The 26,578-nt window shown below is 52.6% G+C and carries 28 protein-coding genes; 15 read left to right on the top strand and 13 right to left on the bottom strand.

What is annotated here, in order from left to right:
• Positions 1–583 precede the first annotated feature (583 nt).
• The 6 genes from cyoA to OGY13_RS03925 all read left to right on the top strand — a co-directional run bounded on the left by cyoA (position 584) and on the right by OGY13_RS03925 (position 6,963).
• The gene (gene cyoA, locus OGY13_RS03950; RefSeq protein WP_032942534.1) at positions 584–1,531 is read left to right on the top strand and encodes a cytochrome o ubiquinol oxidase subunit II; all 948 of its coding nucleotides are present in this window, start codon (positions 584–586) and stop codon (positions 1,529–1,531) included.
• A 19-nt stretch (positions 1,532–1,550) separates the two neighbouring features.
• Positions 1,551–3,542, top strand: a complete 1,992-nt coding sequence (gene cyoB, locus OGY13_RS03945; RefSeq protein ID WP_003831008.1) for a cytochrome o ubiquinol oxidase subunit I — start codon at positions 1,551–1,553, stop codon at positions 3,540–3,542.
• Positions 3,532–4,146, top strand: a complete 615-nt coding sequence (locus OGY13_RS03940) for a cytochrome o ubiquinol oxidase subunit III (protein WP_003831007.1) — start codon at positions 3,532–3,534, stop codon at positions 4,144–4,146. The genes cyoB and OGY13_RS03940 overlap by 11 nt, the downstream gene beginning before the upstream one ends.
• On the top strand, positions 4,146–4,475 hold the full coding sequence (locus OGY13_RS03935) for a cytochrome o ubiquinol oxidase subunit IV (RefSeq protein WP_003831006.1): 330 nt from the start codon (positions 4,146–4,148) through the stop codon (positions 4,473–4,475). Before OGY13_RS03940 ends, OGY13_RS03935 begins: the two co-directional genes overlap by 1 nt.
• 11 nt (positions 4,476–4,486) lie before the next feature.
• Complete coding sequence (gene cyoE / locus OGY13_RS03930; RefSeq protein WP_003831005.1) at positions 4,487–5,377, top strand: heme o synthase; 891 nt, start codon at positions 4,487–4,489, stop codon at positions 5,375–5,377.
• A gap of 221 nt (positions 5,378–5,598) precedes the next feature.
• Positions 5,599–6,963 (top strand): MFS transporter, encoded by a 1,365-nt coding sequence (locus OGY13_RS03925; protein WP_071445875.1) that lies wholly within the window; start codon positions 5,599–5,601, stop codon positions 6,961–6,963.
• Between the two features lie 46 nt (positions 6,964–7,009).
• Here the strand turns inward: OGY13_RS03925 and OGY13_RS03920 are convergent, their stop codons facing one another.
• A complete protein-coding gene (locus OGY13_RS03920) occupies positions 7,010–7,501 on the bottom strand; it encodes a YajQ family cyclic di-GMP-binding protein (RefSeq protein ID WP_003831002.1) in 492 nt (163 codons plus the stop codon).
• 174 nt (positions 7,502–7,675) lie between these two features.
• Here OGY13_RS03920 and panE point away from each other — a divergent pair, with 174 nt between their 5' ends.
• From panE to OGY13_RS03905, 3 genes are read left to right on the top strand one after another with little or no spacing between them, the layout of a single operon-like run.
• A complete protein-coding gene (gene panE, locus OGY13_RS03915) occupies positions 7,676–8,587 on the top strand; it encodes a 2-dehydropantoate 2-reductase (protein ID WP_060682658.1) in 912 nt (303 codons plus the stop codon).
• A complete protein-coding gene (gene yajL, locus OGY13_RS03910) occupies positions 8,550–9,140 on the top strand; it encodes a protein deglycase YajL (RefSeq protein WP_008783935.1) in 591 nt (196 codons plus the stop codon). The genes panE and yajL overlap by 38 nt, the downstream gene beginning before the upstream one ends.
• 32 nt (positions 9,141–9,172) lie before the next feature.
• A complete protein-coding gene (locus tag OGY13_RS03905) occupies positions 9,173–10,255 on the top strand; it encodes a hypothetical protein (RefSeq protein ID WP_213752453.1) in 1,083 nt (360 codons plus the stop codon).
• A gap of 65 nt (positions 10,256–10,320) precedes the next feature.
• Here OGY13_RS03905 and thiI read toward each other — a convergent pair whose 3' ends face one another.
• Positions 10,321–11,769, bottom strand: a complete 1,449-nt coding sequence (thiI, locus tag OGY13_RS03900; RefSeq protein WP_008783933.1) for a tRNA uracil 4-sulfurtransferase ThiI — start codon at positions 11,767–11,769, stop codon at positions 10,321–10,323.
• A 196-nt stretch (positions 11,770–11,965) separates the two neighbouring features.
• Here thiI and xseB point away from each other — a divergent pair, with 196 nt between their 5' ends.
• The 4 genes from xseB to yajO are packed head-to-tail and all read left to right on the top strand — an operon-like array spanning position 11,966 to position 16,026.
• Entirely contained in the window at positions 11,966–12,208 is a 243-nt protein-coding gene (gene xseB / locus OGY13_RS03895; protein ID WP_003021586.1) for an exodeoxyribonuclease VII small subunit, read from the top strand.
• Positions 12,209–13,108 carry a (2E,6E)-farnesyl diphosphate synthase gene (ispA, locus tag OGY13_RS03890; protein WP_008783932.1) on the top strand — a complete coding sequence of 300 codons (900 nt, stop codon included), beginning with the start codon at positions 12,209–12,211 and terminating at the stop codon, positions 13,106–13,108.
• 24 nt (positions 13,109–13,132) lie between these two features.
• Positions 13,133–14,995 carry a 1-deoxy-D-xylulose-5-phosphate synthase gene (gene dxs / locus OGY13_RS03885; RefSeq protein WP_213752454.1) on the top strand — a complete coding sequence of 621 codons (1,863 nt, stop codon included), beginning with the start codon at positions 13,133–13,135 and terminating at the stop codon, positions 14,993–14,995.
• A 56-nt stretch (positions 14,996–15,051) separates the two neighbouring features.
• Complete coding sequence (gene yajO, locus OGY13_RS03880) at positions 15,052–16,026, top strand: 1-deoxyxylulose-5-phosphate synthase YajO (RefSeq protein WP_213752455.1); 975 nt, start codon at positions 15,052–15,054, stop codon at positions 16,024–16,026.
• Between the two features lie 99 nt (positions 16,027–16,125).
• Here yajO and pgpA read toward each other — a convergent pair whose 3' ends face one another.
• The 6 genes from pgpA to nrdR all read right to left on the bottom strand — a co-directional run bounded on the left by pgpA (position 16,126) and on the right by nrdR (position 20,233).
• The gene (gene pgpA, locus OGY13_RS03875; protein ID WP_003830993.1) at positions 16,126–16,644 is read right to left on the bottom strand and encodes a phosphatidylglycerophosphatase A; all 519 of its coding nucleotides are present in this window, start codon (positions 16,642–16,644) and stop codon (positions 16,126–16,128) included.
• A complete protein-coding gene (thiL, locus tag OGY13_RS03870; RefSeq protein ID WP_213752456.1) occupies positions 16,622–17,599 on the bottom strand; it encodes a thiamine-phosphate kinase in 978 nt (325 codons plus the stop codon). Before thiL ends, pgpA begins: the two co-directional genes overlap by 23 nt.
• A 77-nt stretch (positions 17,600–17,676) precedes the next feature.
• Complete coding sequence (nusB, locus tag OGY13_RS03865; protein ID WP_000801129.1) at positions 17,677–18,096, bottom strand: transcription antitermination factor NusB; 420 nt, start codon at positions 18,094–18,096, stop codon at positions 17,677–17,679.
• A 19-nt stretch (positions 18,097–18,115) separates the two neighbouring features.
• Positions 18,116–18,586, bottom strand: coding sequence for a 6,7-dimethyl-8-ribityllumazine synthase (gene ribH / locus OGY13_RS03860; RefSeq protein ID WP_003021575.1), 471 nt, complete (start codon positions 18,584–18,586; stop codon positions 18,116–18,118).
• 90 nt (positions 18,587–18,676) lie between these two features.
• Complete coding sequence (gene ribD / locus OGY13_RS03855) at positions 18,677–19,780, bottom strand: bifunctional diaminohydroxyphosphoribosylaminopyrimidine deaminase/5-amino-6-(5-phosphoribosylamino)uracil reductase RibD (protein ID WP_008783929.1); 1,104 nt, start codon at positions 19,778–19,780, stop codon at positions 18,677–18,679.
• Between the two features lie 3 nt (positions 19,781–19,783).
• Complete coding sequence (gene nrdR, locus OGY13_RS03850) at positions 19,784–20,233, bottom strand: transcriptional regulator NrdR (protein WP_003021571.1); 450 nt, start codon at positions 20,231–20,233, stop codon at positions 19,784–19,786.
• A 153-nt stretch (positions 20,234–20,386) separates the two neighbouring features.
• Here nrdR and OGY13_RS03845 point away from each other — a divergent pair, with 153 nt between their 5' ends.
• Together OGY13_RS03845 and OGY13_RS03840 are read left to right on the top strand one after the other, a co-directional pair.
• Entirely contained in the window at positions 20,387–20,926 is a 540-nt protein-coding gene (locus OGY13_RS03845) for a SadB/YajI family lipoprotein (RefSeq protein ID WP_128612077.1), read from the top strand.
• A gap of 298 nt (positions 20,927–21,224) precedes the next feature.
• On the top strand, positions 21,225–22,088 hold the full coding sequence (locus tag OGY13_RS03840) for a nucleoside-specific channel-forming protein Tsx (RefSeq protein WP_003021561.1): 864 nt from the start codon (positions 21,225–21,227) through the stop codon (positions 22,086–22,088).
• A 45-nt stretch (positions 22,089–22,133) separates the two neighbouring features.
• Here the strand turns inward: OGY13_RS03840 and OGY13_RS03835 are convergent, their stop codons facing one another.
• From OGY13_RS03835 to yajC, 5 genes are all read right to left on the bottom strand, one after another.
• Entirely contained in the window at positions 22,134–22,826 is a 693-nt protein-coding gene (locus OGY13_RS03835; RefSeq protein WP_032942528.1) for a helix-turn-helix transcriptional regulator, read from the bottom strand.
• Positions 22,827–22,849: 23 nt separating this feature from the next.
• Positions 22,850–23,215: a VOC family protein gene (locus OGY13_RS03830; RefSeq protein WP_153753658.1), complete on the bottom strand. Its 366-nt coding sequence runs from the start codon at positions 23,213–23,215 to the stop codon at positions 22,850–22,852.
• Positions 23,216–23,385: 170 nt separating this feature from the next.
• Positions 23,386–24,357, bottom strand: coding sequence for a protein translocase subunit SecF (secF, locus tag OGY13_RS03825; protein WP_003021550.1), 972 nt, complete (start codon positions 24,355–24,357; stop codon positions 23,386–23,388).
• Between the two features lie 10 nt (positions 24,358–24,367).
• A complete protein-coding gene (gene secD, locus OGY13_RS03820; protein ID WP_003021547.1) occupies positions 24,368–26,215 on the bottom strand; it encodes a protein translocase subunit SecD in 1,848 nt (615 codons plus the stop codon).
• A 27-nt stretch (positions 26,216–26,242) separates the two neighbouring features.
• On the bottom strand, positions 26,243–26,575 hold the full coding sequence (gene yajC / locus OGY13_RS03815) for a preprotein translocase subunit YajC (protein ID WP_003021544.1): 333 nt from the start codon (positions 26,573–26,575) through the stop codon (positions 26,243–26,245).
• Positions 26,576–26,578 lie beyond the last annotated feature (3 nt).

The following is a 26,578-nucleotide window of genomic DNA, read 5'->3' as shown; positions in this document are numbered from 1 at the left end:
GCGCTGGCCCCGTAGGGGAGAGGCCGAGAGGCCGAATCACGCGGCGACGCAGCAAATCCCCAGGAGCTTACATAAGTAAGTGACTGGGGTGAGCGAGGAAAGCCAACACACCCGTAGCTTGAAGTATGACGAGCATATTTGGTCGTTGTAATCACCCTACGTAATTATAACGGCGAAATAAGCAACAACTGCTAAAAATAATATTTGTTATTTTGTGCGCCAAAGAATTTGGAAATTATTGACGCCTTTTATATATACTATTTTCCTTACTCGATTCAGCCAAGAAAGATTTATTTTTTGTTCCTCAATTGTCCGTTTATTGATAATCAATTGTTAAGCAATTGTTTTATTTTCGTATTGGTTATACCAATTGCCCTCAGTACGCCCCCCACCTGCCCGCTTTCGTTATAACGTGATGTTGCAACAGGTTCTTAAAGCCAAAGCGACATATATTGCAACATATGTGACATGCACGGCAGAACCCAGTAACACAGATCTAGAGATGTTTACAGTAATGTAACCTTCCCGTAAAATGCCCTCACACTTTAAACGCCACCCGGTCCCGTGGAATTGAGGTCGTTAAATGAGACTCAGGAAATACAATAAAAGTTTGGGATGGTTGTCATTAATTGCAGGCACTGCATTACTCAGTGGCTGTAATTCTGCGCTGCTTGACCCTAAAGGACAGATTGGACTGGAACAACGGTCATTGATACTGACGGCATTTGGCCTGATGTTGATTGTCGTTATTCCCGCCATCTTGATGGCTGTTGGTTTTGCCTGGAAGTATCGTGCAAGCAATAAAGATGCGAAGTACAGCCCGAACTGGTCACACTCCAATAAAGTGGAAGCTGTGGTCTGGACGGTGCCGATCTTAATCATCATTTTCCTTGCCGTTCTGACCTGGAAAACCACTCACGCTCTTGAGCCAAGCAAACCGCTGGCGCATGACGAGAAGCCCATTACCATCGAAGTGGTTTCCATGGACTGGAAATGGTTCTTCATCTATCCGGAACAGGGTATCGCTACCGTGAATGAAATCGCCTTCCCGGCGAATACTCCGGTTGAATTCAAAGTGACTTCCAACTCCGTGATGAACTCCTTCTTTATCCCGCGTCTGGGTAGCCAGATTTATGCCATGGCCGGTATGCAGACTCGACTGCATCTGATCGCCAACGAAGTCGGTACTTATGATGGTATCTCCGCAAGTTATAGCGGACCAGGCTTCTCCGGTATGAAGTTCAAGGCTATCGCAACAAAGGACCGCGCCGAATTCGACCAATGGGTTGCTAAAGCTAAACAGTCCACGAACACCATGAGCGACATGGCAGCGTTCGAGAAAGTGGCTGCGCCAAGCGAATACAACCAGGTGGAATACTTCTCCAACGTGAAACCGGATTTGTTTAAAGACGTTATTAACAAATTTATGGCTCACGGTAAGAGCATGGACATGACCCAACCCGAAGGTGAGCACAGCGCACACGAAGGCATGGAAGGCATGGACATGAGCCACGCGGAATCCGCTCACTAAGGGGCCGAGGAAGAATACGATGTTCGGAAAATTGACGCTGGATGCAGTTCCGTTCCATGAACCTATTGTCATGGTTACGATTGCTGCCATTATCATCGGTGGTGCGGCCTTACTGGGCCTTATCACTTACTTCGGTAAGTGGACCTACCTGTGGAAAGAGTGGCTAACCTCGGTTGACCACAAACGCCTTGGCATCATGTATGTCATCGTCGCAATCGTCATGTTGATTCGTGGCTTTGCCGACGCCATCATGATGCGTAGTCAGCAAGCGCTGGCTTCTGCAGGTGAAGCAGGCTTCCTGCCTCCTCACCACTACGACCAGATCTTCACGGCTCACGGCGTGATTATGATCTTCTTCGTGGCAATGCCATTTGTTATCGGTCTGATGAACCTGGTGGTTCCGCTGCAGATCGGCGCACGTGACGTTGCATTCCCGTTCCTGAACAACCTGAGCTTCTGGTTCACCGTTGTCGGCGTAATCCTGGTTAACCTTTCTCTGGGCGTGGGTGAATTCGCGCAGACCGGTTGGCTGGCGTATCCGCCACTTTCGGGAATAGAGTACAGTCCAAGCGTCGGGGTCGACTATTGGATATGGGCAGTCCAGTTGTCCGGTATTGGTACAACCCTGACCGGTATCAACTTCTTTGTGACCATCATTAAGATGCGTGCGCCAGGAATGACCATGTTCAAGATGCCGGTGTTTAGCTGGGCATCTCTGTGCGCGAACATCCTGATCATCGCTTCTTTCCCAATCCTGACGGTTACCGTCGCGTTGCTGACCCTGGATCGCTATCTGGGCACCCATTTCTTTACCAACGATATGGGCGGCAACATGATGATGTACATCAACCTGATTTGGGCCTGGGGCCATCCGGAAGTGTACATTCTGGTTCTGCCAGTCTTCGGTGTGTTCTCCGAAATCGCGGCAACCTTCTCACGTAAACGTCTGTTTGGTTACACCTCGCTGGTGTGGGCAACCGTGTGTATCACCGTTCTGTCGTTCGTTGTTTGGCTGCACCACTTCTTCACCATGGGTGCAGGCGCTAACGTAAACGCCTTCTTCGGTATCACCACCATGATTATCGCCATCCCGACCGGGGTGAAGATCTTCAACTGGCTGTTCACCATGTATCAGGGCCGTATCGTATTCCACTCAGCAATGCTGTGGACGATTGGCTTTATCGTCACCTTCTCAGTCGGCGGCATGACCGGTGTACTGCTGGCGGTGCCGGGTGCGGACTTCGTTCTGCACAACAGTCTGTTCCTGATTGCGCACTTCCATAACGTTATCATCGGCGGCGTCGTATTTGGATGCTTCGCTGGTATGACCTACTGGTGGCCAAAAGCGTTTGGCTTCACGCTGAACGAAACCTGGGGTAAACGCGCATTCTGGTTCTGGATCATCGGCTTCTTCGTAGCATTTATGCCACTGTACGTGCTGGGCTTCATGGGTATGACCCGTCGCCTCAGCCAGCAGATTGATCCACAGTTCCATCCGATGCTGGTCGTTGCCGCCTGCGGTGCCGCGCTGATTGCACTGGGTATCCTGTGCCAGCTGATTCAGATCTTCGTTTCTATTCGCGACCGCGAGCAGAACCGTGACCTGACCGGTGACCCATGGGGTGGTCGTACGCTGGAGTGGGCAACCTCTTCCCCGCCTCCGTTCTATAACTTTGCCGTTGTGCCGCACGTTCACGAGCGTGATGCCTTCTGGGAAATGAAAGAAAAAGGTGAAGCGTACAAGCAGCCTGCGCACTATGAAGAAATTCATATGCCGAAGAACAGCGGTGCCGGTATCGTCATTACCGCCTTCGCAACACTGTTTGGTTTCGCCATGATCTGGCATATCTGGTGGCTGGCGATTGCAAGCTTCGCAGGCATGATCATCAGCTGGATTGTGAAAAGCTTTGATGAAGACGTGGATTACTACGTGCCGGTCCCGGAAGTCGAAAAACTGGAAAACCAGCATTTCGATGAGATTACTAAGGCAGGGCTGAAAAATGGCAACTGATACTTTAACGCATGCGACTGCCCACGCGCACGAACACGGGCACCACGATGCAGGCCAGACCAAGATCTTCGGATTCTGGGTCTACCTGATGAGCGACTGCATTCTGTTCTCTATTCTGTTTGCAACCTATGCCGTTCTGGTGAACGGCACCGCAGGTGGCCCGACAGGTAAGGACATTTTTGAACTGCCGTTCGTTCTGGTTGAAACATTCCTGCTGTTATTCAGCTCCATTACTTACGGCATGGCAGCGATTGCCATGTACAAGAACAACAAGAGCCAGGTTATCTCCTGGCTGGCGTTGACCTTCTTGTTCGGTGCCGGATTCATCGGGATGGAACTCTATGAATTCCATCACCTGATTGTTAACGGTATGGGCCCGGATCGCAGCGGCTTCCTGTCTGCGTTCTTCGCGCTGGTCGGTACGCACGGTCTGCACGTCACCTCCGGTCTTATCTGGATGGCGGTGCTGATGGTGCAAGTTGCTCGTCGCGGCCTGACCAGTACTAACCGTACCCGCATCATGTGCCTGAGCCTGTTCTGGCACTTCCTGGATGTGGTGTGGATCTGTGTGTTCACTGTTGTTTATCTGATGGGGGCGATGTAATGAGTCATTCTAACGAGAGCGGCGGCGCATCCCATGGCAGCGTAAAAACCTACATGACAGGTTTTATCCTGTCGATCATCCTGACGGTCATTCCGTTTTGGATGGTGATGACAGGTTCTGCCTCACCGGCCGTCATTCTGGGAACTATTCTGGCAATGGCAGTGGTACAGATTCTGGTGCACCTGGTGTGCTTCCTGCACATGAATAGCAAATCTGATGAAGGTTGGAACATGACGGCCTTTGTCTTTACTGTGCTAATCATCGCCATCCTGGTTGTGGGCTCCATCTGGATTATGTGGAACCTTAACTACAACATGATGATGCACTAAGAGCGGCGATTATGATGTTTAAGCAATACCTGCAAGTAACGAAACCAGGCATCATCTTTGGCAACCTGATCTCGGTGATTGGGGGATTCCTGCTGGCCTCGAAAGGCAGCATTGATTATCCCCTGTTTATCTACACGCTGGTTGGGGTGTCACTGGTTGTGGCGTCGGGTTGTGTATTTAACAACTACATCGACAGGGATATCGACAGGAAGATGGAGAGGACCAAAAACCGCGTGCTGGTTAAAGGTCTGATTTCCCCTGCGGTCTCGCTGGTATACGCCACCCTGCTGGGTATTGCTGGCTTTATGCTGCTGTGGTTTGGCGCGAACCCTCTGGCCTGCTGGCTGGGGGTAATGGGCTTCGTGGTCTATGTGGGCGTTTATAGCCTGTACATGAAGCGCCATTCCGTTTATGGCACTCTGATTGGCTCACTCTCCGGCGCTGCGCCGCCGGTGATTGGCTACTGTGCCGTAACCGGTGAGTTCGATAGCGGTGCGCTGATTCTGCTGGCTATTTTCAGCCTGTGGCAGATGCCGCACTCTTATGCGATTGCGATTTTCCGCTTCAAGGATTATCAGGCTGCCAACATCCCGGTGCTGCCGGTGGTGAAAGGTATTTCGGTCGCGAAGAACCATATCACGCTGTACATCGTGGCGTTTGCTATCGCCACGCTGATGCTAACCCTGGGCGGCTATGCAGGTTATAAATACCTGATTGTTGCAGCGGCGGTGAGCGTCTGGTGGTTGGGCATGGCGCTGCGCGGTTATAAAGTGGAAGATGACAGAGTCTGGGCGCGCAAGCTGTTCGGTTTCTCCATCATCGCCATTACCGCGCTCAGCGTGATGATGTCGGTCGACTTTATGGTGCCAAACTCGCAGAACCTGCTGACTTACGTCTGGTAAGTTAATCGTCACACCTTCTATGCCGGATGGCGGCTGACGCCTTATCCGGCCTACAAAAAAGCACATAGCTTGTAGGCCGGATAAGTTACGTTCAGATCGCTATCCGGCATTTTCGTCTCCAGCCGACGCCCCTCACAACCCCAACATTTGTTAATAAAGCGCATATTTACCCAGCCTGCTTAGCGCTTTACACTAGGCGCGAAATTAATACAGAGGTGGGAATGAACGATTACAAAATGACGCCCGGTGAGTTGCGCGCCACCTGGGGTTTAGGGACCGTATTTTCGTTGCGCATGCTTGGCATGTTTATGGTCCTGCCGGTTCTGACCACGTACGGTATGGCGCTACAGGGTGCCAGCGAAGCGCTGATAGGCCTTGCCATCGGCATATATGGTCTGGCGCAAGCCGTTTTCCAAATCCCCTTTGGCCTGCTCTCTGACCGCATTGGTCGTAAGCCACTTATCGTCGGCGGGCTGGCGGTATTCGTTCTCGGCAGCATAATTGCTGCTCTCTCCGATTCAATCTGGGGCATTATTCTTGGTCGGGCTTTACAAGGCTCTGGCGCGATTGCTGCTGCCGTAATGGCGCTGCTTTCCGACTTAACCCGTGAGCAAAACCGTACCAAAGCGATGGCGTTTATCGGCGTCAGCTTTGGTATCACCTTCGCCATTGCGATGGTGCTGGGACCAATCGTTACCCATGCGCTGGGGCTACACGCGCTGTTCTGGATGATTGCAGCCCTTGCTACCACGGGTATCGTGCTGACCATTTGGGTCGTTCCCAATAGCACAACCCACGTGCTGAACCGCGAGTCGGGCATGGTAAAAGGCAGCTTCAGTAAAGTGCTGGCAGAGCCCAAACTGCTGAAGCTCAACTTTGGCATCATGTGTTTGCACATATTGCTGATGTCCACCTTCGTCGCCTTACCGGGCCAACTGGCGAAAGCAGGCTTCCCCGCCGCAGAGCACTGGAAAATTTATCTGGTGACGATGCTGCTGTCCTTCGTTTCCGTGGTGCCGTTCATCATTTACGCCGAAGTGAAGCGCCGCATGAAACGCGTGTTCCTCGCCTGCGTGTTACTGATTCTTATTGCAGAGATTGTATTGTGGAGCGCTAACGTGCGTTTCTGGGGGTTGATTGCGGGCGTGCAGATATTCTTCCTCGCGTTCAACCTGATGGAAGCCCTCCTCCCCTCGCTTATCAGTAAAGAGTCTCCGGCTGGCTATAAAGGCACGGCAATGGGCGTTTACTCCACCAGCCAGTTTCTTGGCGTGGCGATTGGCGGTTCGCTCGGCGGTTGGGTGGTTGAAATGTTTGATGGTCAGGCCGTATTCCTGGCCGGTGCGCTTCTGGCGGCAGTGTGGTTATTGGTGGCGAGTACAATGAAAGAGCCGCCGTATGTCAGCAGCCTGCGGGTGGAAATCCCACCTGAAATTGCTGCGGATGACACCCTGAAGCAGCGTCTGCTGGCTAAAGAAGGGATAAGCGAAGTGTTAATTGTCGCGAAAGAACATTCGGCCTACGTGAAAATCGACAGCAAAGTCACCAATCGATTTGAGGTTGAGCAGGCCATCAGCCAGGCGTAAAGATGAGATTTGTCAGATGGCGGCTTACGCCATCTGACATAACGACTTAATCGCGGAAGTTCTTGAACTGGAACGGTTGACCGAGGTCGCCGCCGCGAACCAGCGCCATAACGGATTGCAGGTCGTCACGCGCCTTGCCGGTTACACGGATTTCTTCGCCCTGAATCTGCGCCTGCACCTTCAGTTTGCTGTCTTTGATCAGCTTAACGATCTTCTTTTGCACTGCACTTTCAATGCCTTGTTTCAGCTTAGCTTCAACAAACCAGGTTTTACCGCTGTGCACGAAGGTTTCTGGTACGTCCAGCGACGTGCCTTCAATACCGCGTTTGAGCAGCTTGGCACGCAGAATATCCAGCAACTGATTGACCTGAAAATCAGATTCGCTCAGCACCTTAATCGTCTTATTTGACTCATTCAGCTCAAAAGTCGCTTCAACGCCACGAAAATCAAAGCGTGACTCCACTTCGCGGCTGGCGTTATCTACCGCGTTACGGGCTTCCTGAAGATCAACTTCAGAGACAATATCGAAAGATGGCATCTTTTCCTCTCCCTTCATTTTTGATGCGAAGCATAATACCTGCAAAGTTACCCAACAGACAGCGCTATACTAGGCTGTATCCTTTAATTGTACGTGGTACTGATACCTGCGAACAATAATGGGGTACGGCCGATATGGATTAACACCTGGTGCTGTTGCAGGTGAGGAGGAAGAATGAAAATTACCGTACTGGGATGTGGAGCGCTAGGACAGCTTTGGCTTACCGCGCTATGCAAACATGGACATGAGGTGCAAGGGTGGCTACGCGTACCGCAACCCTATTGCAGCGTAAACCTGATCGACACGGATGGGTCAGTTTTTAATGAATCCCTGACGGCAAACGACCCCGACTTTTTGGCAAAAAGCGACCTGCTATTGGTCACCCTGAAAGCCTGGCAGGTTTCTGATGCGGTAAAAAGCCTGGCCGCAATTCTGCCTGAAACTACTCCCATTCTGCTGATTCACAACGGCATGGGGACAATTGAAGAGCTGCATAACATTAAGCAACCTCTGCTGATAGGCACCACCACCCACGCGGCACGCCGTGACGGCAACGTCATCATTCATGTCGCTCAGGGAACAACACGCATTGGTCCGGCACGTGAACAAGACGGTGATTTCAGTTATCTGGCTGAAGTCCTGCAAGAGGTGCTACCGGACGTCGCCTGGCACGACACTATTCGCGCCGAGCTGTGGCGAAAGCTGGCCGTCAACTGCGTCATTAACCCGCTGACCGCATTATGGAATTGCCCAAACGGCGAGTTACGCCATCATCCTGAAAAAATAGCACTCATCTGCGAGGAAGTGGCCGCGGTCATTGAACGCGAAGGCCACCACACATCTGTGGATGATTTACGCTATTATGTCGAGCAAGTGATTGACAGTACGGCGGAAAATATCTCATCAATGCTGCAAGACATTCGTGCCCTGCGTCATACAGAGATCGACTACATTACCGGATATTTGTTAAAACGCGCCCGCGCGCACGGCATCGCCGTCCCGGAAAACGCCCAACTGTTTGAAATGGTAAAGAGAAAGGAAAGTGAGTATGAGCGCTCAAGCACTGGTATGTCTCGCCCCTGGTAGTGAAGAGACCGAAGCGGTCACCACTATCGATCTGCTGGTGCGCGGCGGAATTAAGGTCACGACCGCTAGCGTCGCCAGCGATGGCGACCTGACGATCGTGTGCTCACGCGGAGTGAAGCTGCTGGCGGATGCGCCATTAGTCGAAGTTGCTGACGGCGATTTCGACATTATCGTGCTACCGGGCGGGATTAAAGGCGCCGAGTGTTTTCGCGACAGCCCGCTGCTTATCGAAACCGTGAAACAGTTTCATCGTTCCGGGCGCATTGTCGCGGCAATTTGCGCCGCGGCCGCCACCGTACTCGTCCCACACGATATTTTCCCCATCGGTAACATGACCGGTTTTCCGGCGCTGAAAGACCAAATTCCCGCTGACCAGTGGCAGGACAAGCGCGTCGTATGGGATCCTCGCGTCAACCTGTTAACCAGCCAGGGACCGGGGACTTCCATTGATTTCGGTTTGAAAATCATTGATCTTCTGGTGAGTCGCGAAAAAGCTCACGAGGTGGCGTCACAACTGGTGATGGCCGCGGGAATCTATAACTATTACGAGTAAATCTTCGAGCCACTCCCTTATAAGGAATCATAATGAAAGGATATCTGAGTGGAGTGGCTTTACTGCTCCTTTCCGGTTATGCCACAGCGACACAACTCGAAATAAAGAGTATTGAATATCGCTATCCCGAAAGCACTGAAATGCAGTATCGCTTGCCATGGTTTTCCTCGACGGATAACCCCAAAGTTGCAAAACGCATTAACGATTATATTTTCGCAAGCTTTATCAATCAGCTACCGGGCAATACTCCACAGGCCACAGTAAATCAGTTTGCGAAATCAGCCATGAATCCCACCGCAAACCTTGACTACACGGTTGAGTATCGCGACGCAAAAATCCTGACCATGAATATGTTTATCGAAGGTTGCGGGGCGTATTGCGAGTCGTACAATGTGCCGATCAGCTTCGATTTAGCCAGCGGTGCGGCAATTACCCTTAACGATCTCTTTTCCCGGGCTACAATCGCCGAATTAAACACCCGCACCAGAAAAGATATCCGCGGCCAAATCGATACCTTTGTTACGGCGCATAATTCGCAAACACCAGAACAAATAAAAGAAGAGAAAGGTGAAGATTTTAACTATGCCGAATTCTACGCATCGTGCGCAACCTACACCGACGGTTTGTACTACATCGACAAATTCTCCCTGCAAAAAGACCATCTGTCTTTCCTGAACGGACGCTGTAGCAACCACGCCAGCCGTGCGCTCGACGAGTTGGGTGATTTCACAACGAAAATCCCAACCGCGGAACTGCAAAATCAGCTCACACCGTACGGCCAATATCTGACTACCGCAAAGAGTACAACACCAGTTTCGCCAGCGCCCGGCATTGACGGCAAAGTCATGTACGGCACGCTGGGAAAAAGCATGCGTATTGTGTTGAAGGTGGACTGCAAATACGGTGATTTTTTTGAAGGAGCTTACTTTTACCAAAAATTTGGCGCACCGATTGAATTGACCGGCAAATGCGACACAGCCGACAATCAACATTATGAACTGAAGACATCTGCGGCTGAAAAAACGCAAGAGAAGATAACGCTGGAATTAAAAGACGGTGTCTATCAGGGGGTCTGGGAGTCGAACGGGAAGACGCTTCCCGTTCGTTTTGAATAATATCGTTATATTGCCGGATGGAGGCGTAACCGCCTTATCCGGCCTACAACACGGTGTTTACTCAATTACGGGCGATACACCTTCACGTTCTCAAAGCCCTGCTCGCGCAGATAAAGCGCCTGCAGACGGCTCATCACCCCGCGTTCACACCACAGCAGCCAGGTTTTACTCTGGTCCAGATCGCCGAATTTAGTGCTCAGCTTGTAGAATGGCAGAGAAACGACGTCCACACCTTCAACCTTCAGCGGTTTATCATCCTGTTCATCCACAGAACGGATATCAAGGATTACGTCATTCGGGCCGAAACCGCTCACGGTTTCCACTTCTACCACGGTCTGCTGCGTCTGCTGGGCGATATCGCGAATATCGATATTGTTCGCTTCTTCAACCACTTTATCGAGGATAGAGAAATCGAAGTTTTCTTCTTCGGCCTCAATCTTCGCTTTGATCGCTTTCACCGTCGGGCTTTTTGAAATTACACCGCAGTATTCCGGCATGGTACGGGCAAAGTCTTCGGTGCCAATTTCACGCGCCAGATTGATGATGTGCTCTTTATCATGGGAGATAAGCGGGCGCAGGATCAGGGTGTCAGAAACGTTATCGATCAGACGCAGGTTGGTCAGCGTCTGGCTGGACACCTGGCCCAGTGCTTCACCGGTTACCAGCGCCTGTACGCCGTAGCGCTCAGCGACTTTCGACGCCGCGCGAACCATCATACGTTTGAGAACCACGCCCATCTGGCCGTCATCAACTTTCTCCAGGATCTCACCGACCACCGGTTCAAAGTTGATAGCAACAAAACGCACGCGATGCGAACTACCGAAGCGGTTCCACAGGTAATGCGCCACCTGGCGAACGCCGATTTCATGCGCTGCGCCGCCAAGGTTAAAGAAGCAATAGTGTACACGGCAGCCGCGACGCATCAGCATGTAGCTGGATACACCAGAGTCGAAACCGCCGGAAATCAGCGACAGTACGTCTTCCTGCGTCCCAATCGGGAAACCACCAATACCTTCATAGCGGCCTTTAACCAGCAGCAGACGGTCGTTTTCGATTTCAAGATTAACGGTCACATCCGGCTTCGTCAGCTTCACGCGTGCAGATTCAATATGTTGGTTCAGTCCACCGCCAACATAACGTTCCACCTCAATGGAGCTAAACTCATGCTTCCCGCGACGCTTAACGCGTACACAGAAGGTTTTACCTTCCAGTTGATCGCGATACTGCACCAGTGCCTTCTCGAAAATATCGTGCATATCGGTAAACGGCACGTCTTCTACTTCGAGAATGTGGTGGATACCCGGAATACGGGTCAGCGCGTCGCGAATATCCAGGCGCTGGCTTTCATCTTTAGCGCGAACCTCAACGTGATCCCAGTGACGGACAACGGCAAGGTCTTCATCATAGTGCTTTAAAACGTTACGAATGTTCCCTGTCAGAATTTTTATAAAGCGCAAACGCACAGATTGGCTTTTGATGGTGATTTCTGGGAACAATTTAATGATAAACTTCATGGCGGCAATGGTTCTTAGGCAAGTCTGAATGACTTGTAATGGAAAAAAATACAGCAGCCCATACCCGCGACTGCATCCAGGCGCGCAAGTATATCACCATCACGCGGCTACTGTGCACATTGCGCGTTATTTGCTTATCAGTGCGAGTCCGTTACCATAGTCTTGTGCTGCCAATACAGAGAGTCAGACATTCATTATGCCGAAGAAAAATGAAGCGCCCGCCAGTTTTGAAACCGCGCTGAGCGAGCTGGAACAAATTGTTACCCGTCTGGAAGGCGGCGACCTGCCGTTAGAAGAAGCGTTGAACGAATTCGAACGTGGCGTACAGTTGGCGCGTCAGGGACAGGTCAAATTGCAACAGGCTGAACAGCGCGTACAAATCCTGCTGTCAGATACTGAAGACGCCGCCCTTACGCCTTTTACACCGGATAATGAGTAAATGGATTTTACGCAGCAGCTACAGGCTTGCGTTGAGCAGGCCAACCAGGCACTGAGCCGTTTTATCGCGCCACTGCCCTTTCAGAACACTCCCGTGGTAGAAACCATGCAATATGGCGCATTATTAGGCGGTAAACGCCTGCGCCCGTTCCTGGTGTATGCGACCGGTCAGATGTTTGGTGTCAGCCTGAGTACGCTTGATGCTCCCGCTGCCGCCGTCGAATGCATTCATGCCTATTCGCTGATGCACGATGATTTGCCCGCGATGGATGACGATGACCTGCGACGCGGTCTGCCGACTTGCCACGTAAAATTTGGCGAGGCAAATGCGATCCTGGCCGGAGATGCGCTACAAACGCTGGCATTCTCCATTATCAGCGACGCCCCAATGCCGGAAGTCACTGACCGTGACCGCATCGCGATGATCTCTGAACTGGCTCAGGCCAGCGGCATCGCCGGTATGTGCGGCGGTCAGGCGCTGGATCTGGAAGCTGAAGGTCATCAGGTTGAGCTGGATGCACTGGAGCGGATTCACCGCCATAAAACCGGAGCATTGATTCGCGCCGCCGTGCGTTTGGGGGCGTTAAGTGCTGGCGATAAAGGGCGAGAATGCCTGCCAATACTCGACAAATACGCAGAAAGCATCGGTCTGGCTTTCCAGGTTCAGGATGACATCCTGGATGTGGTAGGCGATACTGCAACATTGGGTAAACGTCAGGGTGCTGACCAGCAGCTTGGCAAAAGTACCTATCCTGCACTTCTGGGTCTTGAGCAAGCCCAGAATAAAGCCCGGGATTTAATCGAGGATGCCCGCCAGTCGCTAAGTCTGCTGGCCGCACAGTCACTCGATACCTCGGCACTGGAAGCGCTAGCGGACTACATAATCCAGCGTGATAAATAAACCAACATATCCCATGAGCTTGCGATGAGTTTTGATATAGCCAAATACCCGACCCTGGCGCTGGTCGACTCCACCCAGGAGTTACGTCTGCTGCCAAAAGAGAGCCTGCCAAAGCTTTGCGACGAACTGCGCCGCTATTTGCTCGACAGCGTAAGCCGTTCCAGCGGGCACTTCGCCTCTGGTCTGGGCACGGTGGAACTCACCGTCGCGCTGCACTATGTCTACAACACCCCGTTTGACCAGTTAATCTGGGATGTGGGACATCAGGCTTATCCGCACAAAATTCTGACCGGTCGCCGCGATAAAATCGGCACCATTCGTCAGAAAGGCGGCCTGCATCCGTTCCCATGGCGCGGTGAAAGCGAGTATGACGTACTGAGCGTTGGGCACTCTTCTACCTCCATCAGCGCAGGTATCGGTATTGCCGTTGCCGCCGAGAAAGAAGGTAAAGAGCGCCGTACCGTGTGTGTGATTGGTGATGGTGCCATCACCGCAGGGATGGCGTTTGAAGCGATGAACCACGCGGGCGATATTAGGCCCGACATGCTGGTTATCCTCAACGACAACGAAATGTCGATTTCAGAGAACGTTGGCGCGCTGAACAATCATCTGGCACAGCTGCTCTCTGGCAAACTCTACTCATCGCTGCGCGAAGGCGGGAAGAAAGTCTTCTCCGGCGTGCCGCCGATTAAAGAACTGCTCAAACGTACCGAAGAACACATTAAAGGTATGGTTGTGCCGGGGACTCTGTTTGAAGAACTGGGCTTTAACTATATCGGTCCGGTGGACGGTCACGACGTGCAGGGGCTTATTACTACGCTCAAAAACATGCGCGATCTGAAAGGCCCGCAGTTCCTGCACATCATGACCAAAAAGGGTCGTGGCTATGAGCCTGCGGAAAAAGATCCGATTACGTTCCACGCGGTACCCAAATTCGATCCGTCCAGCGGATGCCTGCCGAAAAGCAGCGGCGGTCTGCCGAGCTATTCAAAAATTTTCGGTGACTGGCTGTGCGAGACCGCGGCGAAAGACAATAAGCTGATGGCAATCACCCCGGCAATGCGCGAAGGTTCCGGAATGGTGGAGTTTTCACGTAAGTTCCCGGACCGCTATTTCGATGTGGCGATTGCCGAGCAGCACGCTGTGACGTTTGCTGCCGGTCTGGCGATTGGCGGCTACAAGCCGGTGGTAGCCATTTACTCGACCTTCCTGCAACGCGCCTACGATCAGGTGCTGCACGATGTAGCCATCCAGAAACTGCCGGTCCTGTTCGCCGTTGACCGGGCAGGGATTGTTGGCGCAGATGGACAAACCCACCAGGGGGCGTTCGATCTCTCCTTCCTGCGCTGCATCCCGGAAATGGTCATCATGACCCCGAGTGATGAAAACGAATGCCGCCAGATGCTGTTCACCGGCTATCACTACAACGATGGTCCAACGGTCGTGCGCTACCCACGCGGTAACGCGGTAGGCGTTGAGCTGACCCCGCTGGAACAACTGCCAATTGGTAAAGGCATCGTGAAACGTCACGGGGAAAAAGTGGCGATTCTCAACTTCGGCACCCTGATGCCGGAAGCCGCTCAGGTCGCAGAGTCGCTGAACGCCACGCTGGTCGATATGCGCTTTGTAAAACCACTGGATGAAACGTTGATCCTTGAAATGGCTGCCCAACACGAGGTGCTGGTTACCATTGAAGAGAACGCCATTATGGGTGGTGCTGGCAGCGGCGTAAACGAAGTGCTGATGGCCCATCGTAAGCCCGTCCCGGTGCTGAACATTGGCCTACCAGACTTCTTCATCCCGCAGGGAACTCAGGATGAAGCTCGTGCCGATCTGGGTCTGAATGCCGCCGGAATTGAGACCAAAATCAAGGCCTGGCTGGCATAATCCCCTCCCCGCTCCTGCTATGCTTAATTCATCACGAGCTAAGCAGGAGTGGATTGATGAAATACAACATCTTAGGAAAAACCGACCTACGGGTCTCCCGCCTTTGCCTGGGTTGCATGACATTTGGCGAACCCAATCGCGGCAATCACGCCTGGACGCTACCTGAAGAAAGCAGCCGCCCGATAATCAAACACGCCCTTGAGGGCGGCATTAACTTTTTCGATACCGCCAACAGCTACTCCGCTGGCAGCAGCGAAGAGATTGTCGGCCGCGCGCTGCGTGATTTCGCCCGCCGCGAAGATGTCGTGGTCGCTACCAAGGTTTTTCACCAGGTGGATGATTTAGCGGAAGGTTTATCCCGCGCACAAATTCTGCGCTCGATTGATGACAGCCTCAGACGCCTGAGTATGGACTATGTGGACATCCTGCAAATTCACCGCTGGGATTACAACACGCCAATCGAAGAAACGCTGGAGGCTCTAAACGACGTCGTGAAAGCCGGTAAAGCTCGCTATATTGGCGCCTCATCCATGCACGCTTCGCAGTTTGCCCAGGCTCTGGCCTTACAGAAGCAACACGGCTGGGCGCAGTTCGTCAGCATGCAGGATCACTACAACCTAATCTACCGCGAAGAAGAACGCGAAATGCTGCCGCTTTGCTATCAGGAAGGCGTGGCCGTTATCCCATGGAGCCCGCTGGCGCGCGGTCGCCTGACGCGTTCCTGGGGAGAAACAACCGCACGTCTGGTTTCCGATGAAGTCGGTAAAAATTTGTACAACGAGAGCGATGAAAACGACGCGCAAATCGCCGCACGACTGACCGGTGTCAGTGAGGAGTTGGGTGTAACGCGGGCACAGGTTGCGCTGGCCTGGCTGCTGAGCAAACCCGGCGTGGCAGCGCCAATTATTGGTTCTTCACGTGAGGAACAGCTGGATGAGTTGCTCAACGCGGTAGATTTAACGTTGAAGCCGGAGCAAATTGCCGAGCTGGAAACGCCGTACAAACAGCATCCAGTGGTGGGATTTAAATAAGCGAGGTTGTAGATTGTAGGCCGGATAAGCATAGCGTATCCGGCACTGATCGCCCGATGTCGAGGCGCTTATCGGGCCTACAATAGCCCCTGAGAAGGGTTAAATGATACCTACCGGCCAGTGATGACCGATAAAATACAAAATTCCGGCAGAGAGTATCCCGGCCACAATATCGTCGATCATGATCCCCGTCCCGCCATGTACGTTGCGATCGAACCAACGAATCGGCCACGGCTTCCACATATCCAGAATACGGAAAATCACAAATCCGGCGGCAACCCACTGCCAGTCGTTGGTCGGCAGCGCCATCAGGGTAATCCACATCCCGACAAACTCGTCCCAGACAATACTACCGTGATCGTGCACGCCCATATCTTTCGCCGTTTGATGGCACAGATAAACGCCGATACAGATAGATAACATCACCACCAGCGAATACAGCTGCCACGGCAGAAAGGTCATTAAATACCAAAAAGGGATCGCCGCCAGCGATCCCATCGTGCCAGGAACAATTGGGCTTAGCCCACTGCCAAAGCCGGTGGCTAACAGGTGCCACGGATTGCGCATGTTCAAACGGCTTTTGGCGACATCTTTTTTAAGGCGCGGCAAAATGGTCATATCCTTTCCAGTCAAACGTGACGGGTTTTCCATCGCGCGTAAAGTGAATGCCTTCCACGTCCGCGCTCATCTGCCCAATACAGGTAAACGCTGCGCCGAGATTTCCCAGCGCCACGTCCAGCGCACCACGATTAATTTCCGGTACGGTAAAGCATAACTCATAATCTTCGCCACCCGCGAGCGCCCAGCGCAGGGCCTGTTCCGGCTCAACGTGCTGTGACAATGCCGTGGAGTATGGCAGCACATCAACGTTAACCCGTGCGCCACAGCCGCTGGCATTGACGAGATGCCCAAGATCAGAAATCAGGCCATCGGAGAGATCGATAGCCGCACTGGCCAGATCGCGCAGAGCTTGTCCCTGCAAAATACGCGGCGTGGGACGCAGATGGCGTTGCAGAAGATAGTCCGCGTCTGTTGCATCTGCAACCTGCAATCGGTTCTGCAAAATCGCCAGCCCGGCCGCACTGTCGCCCGGCGTGCCGGTAACATAAATCCAGTCACCCGGTTTCGCGCCAGAGCGTTTTAAGGCCCGCCCAACGGGGACGTAGCCATGAATACCCAGCGTCATCGACAGCGGCCCACGCGTGGTGTCACCGCCAATCAGCTGCATATCATAGTAATTGAGGAGTTCAAACAGGCCATCGCTGAAGGCTTCCAGCCAGGCTTCATCGACGTCAGGTAACGTGAGCGCCAGCGTCAGCCACGCAGGATCCGCCCCCATCGCCGCCAGATCGCTTAAATTCACCGCCAGTGCTTTCCAGGCGAGATCGGTCGGATCAATGTCGGGGAGAAAGTGGTTGCCTGCCACCAGCGTATCGGTGCTGATCGCCAGCGTTTGTTTTTCAGGGATGTTCAGAAGTGCGCAGTCGTCACCAATACCGGTTTCGACATCAAGACGAGAAGTTCTTACGCGGTCAAAATAACGGGCAATCAGGGAAAACTCGCCACATGCCATACGTTATGCCTCAGCAGAAAAAAAAGAAAAAGCCGGGGACAGCGGAAACAGGTTCCACCATCCAGCCGGCCTCGGGATTACTTTTTGTTGGGGCGAATCACAGGTGCTGCTTTATCCAGTACGCCGTTCACGAATTTGTGGCTATCTTCAGCGCCGAAGGTTTTTGCCAGTTCAATCGCTTCGTTGATGGCCACTTTGTACGGCACATCACTACGTTTAGACAATTCAAACAGCGCAATACGCAGTACGGCTTTTTCTACCTGACCCAGCTCTTCCAACAGACGAGACAGGTAAGGCTTCATTAATCCATCCAGGTACGCGCTGTTAGTCGCCACCCCGGACAGCAGTTCACGGAAATACAGAACGTCGACATCTTTAACGTCCTGTTCCGCCAGGAACTGGTATTCAACATCAGCGATGTCGTTCTGGGACAACTGCCAGGAGTAGAGCGCCTGGACGGCACACTCACGGGCGCGGCGACGAGCAGCAGGTTTCACGGATTTCCCCTTACAAAAATCAGGCCTTGATGGCTTTCAATACATTAATCATTTCAAGCGCAGTCAGTGCAGCTTCTGCGCCTTTGTTACCGGCTTTAGTGCCAGCACGTTCGATGGCTTGTTCAATACTTTCGGTGGTCAGAACACCGAAGGCTACCGGAATGCCACTGTCCTGAGCGACATGCGCCAGGCCATTGCTTGCACCGCCAGCCACATATTCGAAGTGCGCGGTACCGCCACGGATCACCGTACCGAGCGCAATCACCGCGTCGTATTTACCGGTTTTTGCCAGTGCGTCAGCCGCCAGTGGCAGCTCATATGCACCTGGAACCCAAACAACGGTAATGTTTTCATCTTTAACCTGGCCAATACGTTTCAGGGCGTCGATAGCACCTTCCAGCAGGCTGTCATTGATAAAGTTGTTGAAACGCGCAATGGTGATGGCGACGCGAGCGTCCGGGGTAGCAACGTTAGCTTCAATAATGTTCATATTCTTCCTTCGGGTTCGATTTATGGCCCCGTAAGGGGGGCGGATTTTATCATAATATTCTGTGCGCTGCTTCCTCTAAATCAGAAAGCCTCACGCAGTCGTTAAATGCAGGCAAACGTCCGGGCCCACCTGGCGTATCTCATTGAATTTGAAATGGGGTGCGTCAGCCAGTTTCTCAAGGCCTGGAAGCACACATAATCCTCTCGCATCGCTGCCTAACAGTTTAGGCGCAACATACACGATTAGCTCATCGACCAAACCGGCCTGTAATAATGCCCCGGCGAGCGTTGGGCCAGCTTCAACCCAAATGCTGTTAATTTGCTGTTTGCCCAGTTGCATCATTAGCACCACCAGATCCAGATGTCCGTTATGTTCCGGCACCTTCAGGCTGCGCACCGTCTCCGGCCAGCTACGAGGGTCGTCTTCAGTCCGGACAATCCAGGTTTCTCCAGGCTGTTGCACAATTCGGTGCGCCGGTGTGACCTGATTCTGGCTATCAAGAACAATGCGGATTGGCTGACGCAGCTCTTCCTGCGGGTAACTCGCCTGAGTTGACTCCCCAAGCTCCGACCAACGCACGGTAAGCTGAGGGTCGTCTGCCAGCACCGTAGCACTGCTGGTTAAAATGGCATGGCTTTGCGCGCGCAAGCGTTGCACATCACGGCGCGCCTGTGGCGAGGTGATCCACTGGCTTTCACCGCTGGCCATCGCTGTACGGCCATCAAGCGACGCGCCAAGCTTAAGCTGAAGATACGGGAATCCCGTACGCATGCGCTTGAGGAAGCCTTTATTCAGTTGCTCAACTTCGCTCATCATCAGCCCGTGGCTGACGTCGATACCCGCCTGCTGCAAACGGTAGAGCCCACGTCCTGCGACCTGCGGATTGGGATCCTGCATCGCCGCAACCACACGCGACACCCCCGCCGCAATCAGCGCATCGCAACACGGCGGCGTGCGACCATGATGACTACAGGGTTCAAGCGTCACGTAGGCAGTTGCCCCCTGCGCTTTTTCTCCGGCCATCCGCAGAGCATGAACTTCGGCATGCGGTTCGCCCGCGCGGTGATGATATCCTTCACCGACGATCTCCCCATCTTTCACAATCACGCAGCCCACGTTGGGGTTAGGGTGAGTGGTAAAACGTCCGCGCGCAGCAAGCTTTAGCGCGCGCGCCATGTACAATTCATCCTGCATGGCTTAGTCCTGTAGGCGAGCAATCTCTTCGCCAAATTCTTTGATGTCTTCGAAACTCCGGTAGACAGAGGCAAAGCGGATGTAGGCGACTTTATCGAGCTTTTTCAACTGCTCCATCACCAGGTTGCCAATCATCTTGCTCGGCACCTCACGCTCACCCGTCGCACGCAGCTGTGATTTGATATGGTTTAACGCCATTTCGACGTCATCTGCGCTGACAGGCCGTTTCTCAAGCGCTCTGAGCATGCCGCTGCGCAGCTTTTCTTCATTAAAGGGTTCACGCACATCGTTGCTTTTCACAACGCGCGGCATGACAAGTTCAGCCACTTCAAAAGTGGTGAAACGTTCGTTACAAACCAGACACTGCCGACGGCGGCGTACCGAGGAGCCCTCGCCTACAAGACGAGAGTCAATTACCTTAGTGTCTACGGCGAAACAGAATGGGCAATGCATACGGCGTCCTGTACCTCAGTGGTTAACAGAATCTATTTTACCCTGAACTGCCGTGACAACAAAGGCGCTGCGCTTTTGAGACAAAGGATCGATGCCTTCGTGCTCAGTGCACACTACCATTATGCTATCGCGACAATGAAGGAAGTAATCACAATGACAAGACGTTACCTAAGAATTCTCCTGGTGGGAAGTCTCTTTAGTCTTAGTGCCTGCGCACAGCAAAGCGAAGTACGCCAGATGCATCAAAGCGTTAGCACGTTGAATAAAGAGATGACGCAGCTTAATAAGGAAACGGTAAAAATTACGCAACAAAATATGTTGAATGCAAAATCAACCAGCGGCGCCTATCTGCTGCCCGGCTCCAAAACCCCGGCACGACTGGACAGCCAGATTGGCACCTTACGCATGTCGCTGGTGAACATTGCACCGAACGCCGATGGTACGCGCCTGACGCTACGAATTCAGGGTGAATCCAACACGCCTTTACCCGCCTTTAGCGCCACCGTCGAGTACGGGCAAATTCAAGGCACCACGGACAACTATCAGGAAGTGAACGTTCATAACCAATTGGTCAACGCTCCGGCGAGTATTCTTGCTCCCAGCGACGTAGACATTCCGTTACAGATAAATGGCCTCACTCCAGATCAGTTAGGATTTGTGCGCATCCACGATGTCCAGCCTGTTAGCCAATAAACTTTTTTGCGGAACGTTTTGTGCGTTCCGCAACATCACTCTGCTTCTTTTTGTTACTCCCCTGACATAACCGATATTTCTGGTAAAACTTGGCAACATTCATGGGAGCCAGTACAATTCGCCGCCTAAAGTACGCAAACGTGAACGCAATCGATTACGTAAATGATAGAACTGTGAAACAAGACATATTTTTGTGAACAATGATTTTTATAATAGGCTCCGAAGAATTACGAAATATTTAGAAACGCAAATTGCGCATTTTTCACTCCCGAAAGGGATTTCAAACAGTGGCATACATATGAAAAAAACATTACTTGCAGCCGGTGCAGTGCTGGCGCTCTCCTCGTCTTTTACTGCCAACGCAGCAGAAAATGACAAACCGCAATATCTGTCCGACTGGTGGCACCAAAGCGTTAACGTGGTGGGTAGCTATCACACCCGTTTCTCCCCGAAACTGAACAACGACGTGTATCTTGAATACGAAGCGTTTGCCAAAAAAGACTGGTTTGACTTCTATGGCTACATCGATATTCCGAAAACTTTCGACTGGGGTAACGGCAACGATAAAGGTATCTGGTCTGACGGTTCCCCGCTGTTTATGGAAATCGAACCGCGTTTCTCCATCGACAAACTGACCGGTGCTGACCTGAGCTTTGGTCCGTTCAAAGAATGGTATTTCGCCAACAACTACATCTACGATATGGGTGATAACAAAGCCAGCCGCCAGAGCACCTGGTACATGGGTCTGGGTACCGATATCGATACCGGTCTGCCGATGGGTCTGTCCCTGAACGTGTATGCTAAATACCAGTGGCAGAACTATGGCGCATCCAACGAAAACGAGTGGGATGGCTACCGTTTCAAAGTTAAATACTTTGTGCCGATCACCCAGGTTTGGGGCGGCCAGTTGACCTACATCGGCTTCACCAACTTCGACTGGGGCTCAGATTTGGGTGATGATCCGAACCGCACCAGCAACTCTATCGCGTCCAGCCACGTCCTGGCGCTGAACTACGATCACTGGCACTACTCCGTCGTAGCGCGTTACTTCCACAACGGCGGTCAGTGGAAAGGTGGAGATACCCTGAACTGGGGCGAAGGCGACTTCAGCGCGAAATCTACCGGTTGGGGTGGTTACCTGGTCGTAGGTTACAACTTCTAATCCAGACAATGTCTCGCAGACAAGCCAGCTTAACCGCTGGCTTTTTTATGGCTGGTCTTCACAGCGTACTTTACGCAAAAAGTCACTTAGCGAGCGATCTGCCGATTCGCGAAAATGCCTGTCGAGTGGCGTAATCTTCAGACATCGATCAACGCGAAAGCAACGATAATCGTCACGCTTCTCGCACCAGCCAACCAGCAGCCAGTGCTCGCCCCAGAAAAATAATCCCAGCGGCTGAACGTCGCGCCAGGAGAGGTTCCCGGACTCATCGCGATAATGCAGCGCCAGCACCTGCTGGGCTGAAACCGCGCGATGTATGAGATCGAAGGCACTACGTGAATGCGGCTGATTACCAAAATCTGGCGCGAAAATCCGCGTTTGCTCGGCTCTGCGCCGACTCTCTGGCGGCAATATCGCCAACACTTTTTCCTGCGCGGATTCCAACGCCTGTGAGAGTGAATCCCCACCCCATGTTTTCAGCAATCGAATCGCTACCATCAATGCTTCTGATTCGTGATGCGTTAACATCAACGGCGGTAGATCAAACCCGGCCATTAAGCGGTATCCGCTGCCCACTTCGCCTTCAATAGGCACACCGGATAAAGAGAGATCGCGGATATCGCGATAAATCGTCCGTTCAGAAACCTCAAGACGCTCTGCCAGCAGCGCCGCCGTTGTCACTCGCCTGCCACGCAGGATTTGCACAATCTGAAACAAGCGGTCGGCGCGTCTGCTCATTTTAATCCTCAGTGCTGAAAATATTACGCGGGTTGATGTAAACCAACACGATTGCCTTCGCTGTCAGTAAATAGCGCAATCGTACCAATGTCCTGACCCAGTTCTAGTGGGCCAAACACGCACTGACCGCCAGCAGTGGCGACGCGTTCAAGCGTTGCAGCCAAATCGTCCGTATGCAGATAAATAATAGCGCCCTGCGTTGAAGGCGTAATACCGTCAAATTTAGCCAGCGCCCCGCCGGGAGCGGGATCCTGATGCGGAAATACGGCGAGCTCAGCGCAGTCCATGTTCTCCCGGCGCAAAGAAATCTGCATTACTGGCTCATAAAAAGCGATGGCGCGGTCCATTTGTGCCACGGGGATTTCAAACCAATTAATTACGTTGCTCATACTTCCTCCTGCCTGTGTGGGTAATCTCAGGAGGACTATAAGGCAGGGCTACTGACAGCATACTGTCAGTAGTGTGGCGACAGGAAAAGATAATTACCTGTCGCTAATTCACAGGCAAAAAAAATCCCGACCTTGCGATCGGGATTCCAGTATCTTCACTCCTGGATGGGTTAAGGCAGAATCGACGGTTGATCCGCCCCTTCTTTCTCGACCTTCTGCTGCAGCATGTGCTCACGCTTCATACCCAGCTTCAGCGCCAGCGCCGATGCCACGTAGATAGAAGACGCAGTACCGATGGAAACACCGATCAGCATCGTCAGCGAGAAGCCTTCCAGTACCGGACCACCGAACAGGAACAGCATCAGAATAACCATCAACGTTGTACCGGACGTAATCAACGTACGGTGCAGCGTTTGAGTCAGTGACACGTTAAAGATTTCGTAAGGCGTACCGCGACGAATTTTGCGGAAGTTTTCACGAATACGGTCAGATACAACGATACTGTCGTTCAGCGAGTAACCGATTACCGACATCAGTGATGCGACGATAGTCAGGTCAATCTCGATATGGAACAACGACAGGATCCCAAGTGTGATAATCACGTCGTGCGCCAGCGCGATAACTACCCCTGCCGCCAGTCGCCACTCAAAGCGGAAACCGACGTACACCAGGATGGAGATCAACGCCGCCATCAGCGCCATCGCACCGGTTTGCGCCAGGTCTGCACCCACGCTCGGACCCACGAATTCAATTCGCTTCACCGCGGCGTTTTGGTTGGTGGATTCGTTAATCACACTCAACACTTTGCTACCCAGCACCTGACCGCCGTCTGCACCTTCAGTTGGCGGCATACGTACCATAATGTCGTGGCTGCTGCCGAAGTTCTGCAGAAGCGGATCAACGAAGCCCGCTTTCTCCAGCGCATCGCGCATCACGTCCATATCGGCCGGTTTTTCCAGCGTGATTTCAATAACCGTACCACCGGTGAAATCGAGACCCCAGTTAAACCCGCGTACGCCCATCACCACGATGGCCGCAATCAGCAGGAAACCTGAAATGCCGAAAGCCCAGTAGTCCCAGCGCATAAAGTCCCAGACTTTACGGCCGTGGTTCAATTGTTCAACAGTATATTCCTGTGCCACTTCGCACTCCTCAGATTGACAGCTTTTTGACGCGCTTGCCGCCATACAACAGGTTTACGATGGCACGTGTACCGACAATCGCGGTAAACATCGACGTCGCCACACCAATACCGGTAGTAATCGCGAACCCTTTAATTGCCCCGGTGCCAACTGCGTACAGGATGATGACCTTGATCAGCGTCGTAATGTTCGCATCAAAGATGGAGCTAAATGCGCCCGCATAACCTTCATTGATGGCCTGCTGCACCGAACGCCCGTTACTCAACTCTTCTTTGATACGTTCGTTGATCAGTACGTTCGCATCGACCGCGACGGCAAGGGTTAAGACGATCCCCGCAATCCCCGGCATACTCAGCGTAGCACCCGGCAGCAACGACATAATACCGACAATCAGCACCAGGTTAGCAATCAGCGCACTGGTCGCAATCAGACCGAACTTCTTATAGAAGAAGATCATGAACAGGATAGACACCACCAGACCGGCCAGACATGCTTCCAGACCCTGTTTAATGTTCTGCATACCCAGGGTTGGGCCGATGGTACGTTCTTCAACAATCTGAATCGGCGCAATCAACGCACCGGCACGTAACAGCAGGGAAAGCTGGCGTGCTTCGTTCGGGTTGTTGATACCGGTGATACGGAAGCTGTTACCCAGGCGAGACTGGATATTGGCGATGTTAATCACCTCTTCCTGTTTCACCAGTACTGCACGACCGTTGGCATCTTTCTTACCGCTGTCTTTGTACTCCACGAACAGGGTCGCCATCGGCTTACCGATGTTGTCCTTGGTGAAGTTGGACATGATGTTACCACCTGCGCTATCCAGCGAGATGTTAACCTGCGGCTGATTGTATTCGTCCTGGCTGGAAGTGGAGTCGGTGATATGGTCACCGGTCAGGATCACGCGCTTGTACAGCACAACCGGCTGACCTTCGCGAGATTGTTTCACTTCCGAATCACCCGGTACACGCCCGGATGCCGCAGCAGACTGGTCAACGTTGGTATTTACCAGACGGAATTCCAGCGTCGCGGTTGCGCCCAGAATTTCTTTCGCACGCGCGGTATCCTGAATACCCGGCAGTTCGACCACAATGCGGTCAGCACCCTGACGTTGTACCACCGGCTCAGCAACACCCAGTTGGTTAACACGATTACGCAGAATGTTGATGTTCTGCTGTACCGCGTATTCACGGGCTTCGCTCAGGCGCGCATCGGTCATTACCGCACGCAGAGCATTGCTGCCCTGGCTGGAAATAACCAGATCCTGGTGACGTTTGCTCAGGTAAGAGATAGCTTCATCACGGGCGCTGCTATCACGGAAAGTGATGCTCAGACCGTAGTTATCTTCTTTGCGAACGGTAGTATAAGGAATGCCTTTTTCACGCAGATCGCTGCGCAGGCTATCGATATTTTGTTCCTGCAACTTACTCAGCGCGGTGTCCATATCCACTTCCATCAGGAAGTGAACGCCGCCACGCAGGTCAAGACCGAGTTTCATCGGTTCTGCGTGAATGGCAGCCAGCCAGCGCGGGGTTGCCGGAGCAAGGTTAAGCGCCACGACGTACTGATCGCCCAGTACGCCCATTAATACTTCACGTGCGCGCAGTTGGGTATCAGTGGAGTCGAAGCGCGCGAGAATAGCACCCTCTTCCAGAGCCACAGACTTAGGTGTGATTTTATCTTCTTGTAACGTTTTCTGGACCTGGATCAGCGTTTGCTCACTGGCGGCGGCACCGCGCACGCCAGTGATTTGAACAGCCGGATCCTCACCATACAGGTTGGGAAGCGCATAGAGCAGACCGACGACAATAACGACGATCAGCATGACATACTTCCACAAAGGATAACGGTTTAACACGGCAGTTCCCTTTGGGAAAACAATAAATTACAGCGCCTTCATGGTGCCTTTCGGCAGAACGGCAGCTACGAAATCACGTTTGATAACCACTTCAGTGGTGTCGTTCAGCGCGATAGCGATGTAGCCAGATTCTGCTACTTTAGTCACGCGACCCACCAGACCACCGTTAGTCAGTACTTCATCGCCTTTCGCAATGGAGTTCATCAGGTTCTTGTGTTCTTTGGTACGCTTTTGCTGTGGGCGCAGGATCATGAAATAGAAAATCAGACCAAACACCACCAGCATCAGAATCAGAGACATCGGGCTGCCCTGCGCCGGAGCACCTGTTGCCGCTACCGCATCAGAAATAAAAAAGCTCATTCA

It is taken from the genome of Citrobacter sp. Cpo045, assembly GCF_030332875.1.
Taxonomy (GTDB): domain Bacteria; phylum Pseudomonadota; class Gammaproteobacteria; order Enterobacterales; family Enterobacteriaceae; genus Citrobacter; species Citrobacter portucalensis.
The sequence above is the reverse complement of the archived record's forward strand: the minus strand, read 5'-3'. Positions and strand labels throughout refer to the sequence as shown.